Below are 1989 nucleotides of genomic sequence, written 5' to 3'. Positions count from 1 at the left end.
GCACCTGGATGGGGCTGGGGCTGTCGAACATCGCCACCCTCGTGCCGACGCGTGAGGAACTGCAACCGTTGGTTGCGGACGGGCGATTGACTCCCTTCGCTCTGGTTTCTCGGTACGAACACAAGGACTTGTTGTTTACGTCCCAGCAGTTGCCGCCGACTGGGATTGCGGTCCTGGATCAAGTGAAGAAGTCCACCGGCGATTACAACTTCAACTGCCAACAGCTCATCAACATCAATCGCTTCTACACGCATGATGCCATCACCGTCATTCGCACCTACCCATTCTCATATGTCGTTGGACTGACCATTTCCAATCGGCTGTTCTTCTCGCCGTCCAGCATGAATCTGTACTTCAGTGAGCAGAATAGGACTGCAGCGCGCCCGATGGAGCGAATTTTCAACCCACTGCTATACGGGGTCGGAGCTACACCGAAGGCCATTGAACAACCTCATTTCGGCTTCAATAACGGCGCCTTGTTGGAGGTGAACTTTTCGCTTGCGACGGTTGCGCTCTGGGTGCTCGTACTGAGTTACGGCTATGTGCAGTTGCGCCGCGCGCTGATGCAAAAGAATCCTGAGCAGCTGCCCCGAGCGCTGGTAATTGGCTTCATAGTTCTGACGGCCTTGTATTTGTACGCCGTCGGCACAGCTTTCGAACTTGCCGAGAATTATCGGTATCGGTTCTTGATTGAGCCCCTATTCATGGTGCTAACCGCGACCGCTGCGACCAGTCTCGTTCGGTTGGCTAGAAGCAAGCTCATCTCGAGATCTCGATCGACAGCGGCGGCTGCGCCACACTGATCGAGACTACCTGTCGTACTTGCTGCAGATCAGTAGTAGGTTTTTACCAAACCAACGCTGCGTCAGCCGATCCAGTGACCGGCTAAGTGGGAATATAGCGCGGTCATACAGTTTGAGCGCCCCAATACTGACATCACCGTTCTTGTTGCCGAACAGTTTGAAAAATAGCGTGGCAAAGAAGCCCACTGAGTCGGCGTACGCGGCGTGCTCCACTTGAAATCCTGCTTCTTCAGTGCGCGCTACGAGCGCATCACGGGTGTAGCGCCGTATGTGTTTCACTTTCGCATCCATGCTCGTGTACAACACTTGGAATGCAGGTACGTAGATCAGTAGCTTGCCGCTCTTGGCCAGCTTCGCATGCAAGCTGCGCAACGCTGCTGCGTCGTCCTCGATGTGCTCCAGCACGTTCAAGGTATAGATGTAGTCGAGCGATGCGTCTGACAACTCTTCAGTAGAACCGACGACGCGGAGTCCTTGCGCGCGCAGTCGTTGTTGCAAGAGCTGATCGGGCTCGAGAGCGGTGATGTCCAAGCCCTGCTTGCTCAGCGGCGCCGCGAATTGTCCGCCGCCCGCGCCGAAATCCAGAACTCTGGCGCCGGCGGGCGCGTGTTTGCGTACGGTGTCGAGCAGATAGCGGTTGTAGTTCACCGCCTCCTGCATCACTTCGAGATTGTCGACGCCGGTGTAGGCTTCTTGTTGCATGTCGCTCATCCGCTCTGACCGGAGCGCAGTCGCGAGTACAGCCACTTGCTGCTCAACGCGAAATTGAAAACGAATCCGCCGACGGCACCGATGGCGAGCGGAATGATCGGCGCCTCGCGCAGCGCCGGCGCTAGAGCCAGACACACACCGAAGATTCCCAGATTGATGAGTGCGCCGCCGCCCTGGATGGCAGTATAGAAGAACGCTTCCGTCGAACGCCGCTGCAGGCCGCGATTGGGAAATGTGTGTCGGCGGTTCAGCGCCCACGTTACCAGCACGGCGGTGAGAAATGACGGGATGCGTGCTTGCCATGGCGACCACGCTGCGTAGGACGTGAGCGCCGTGAGGATCACAGCTTCGATGACGAATCCGATGGAGCCGACAGCGAGAAACGTCAGCACCTCACGCAACGAACGGGGGGCGCGTTCTTCTGGTGTCGGTATGGACGAGGGCACTTCGATGCTGCCGCTCATGACGAGCGACG

At 57.4% G+C, this 1989-nt stretch carries 3 protein-coding genes; 1 reads left to right on the top strand and 2 read right to left on the bottom strand.

Features of this window, described 5'->3' with window-relative positions:
• Nucleotides 1–803: hypothetical protein (locus JNL55_RS10675; RefSeq protein WP_293852802.1), on the top strand; the 803-nt coding region annotated here is incomplete at its 5' end.
• Between the two features lie 6 nt (nucleotides 804–809).
• On the opposite strand, the gene JNL55_RS10670 is transcribed toward JNL55_RS10675, so the two are convergent.
• Together JNL55_RS10670 and JNL55_RS10665 are read right to left on the bottom strand one after the other, a co-directional pair.
• Nucleotides 810–1505, bottom strand: coding sequence for a class I SAM-dependent methyltransferase (locus JNL55_RS10670; RefSeq protein WP_293852801.1), 696 nt, complete (start codon nucleotides 1503–1505; stop codon nucleotides 810–812).
• Nucleotides 1506–1510: 5 nt separating this feature from the next.
• A partial coding sequence (locus tag JNL55_RS10665; RefSeq protein ID WP_293852800.1) for a GtrA family protein occupies nucleotides 1511–1989 on the bottom strand: 479 nt, incomplete at its 5' end.

This window comes from Steroidobacter sp. (assembly GCF_016790065.1).
Classification (GTDB): domain Bacteria; phylum Pseudomonadota; class Gammaproteobacteria; order Steroidobacterales; family Steroidobacteraceae; genus Steroidobacter.
The sequence above is the reverse complement of the archived record's forward strand: the minus strand, read 5'-3'. Positions and strand labels throughout refer to the sequence as shown.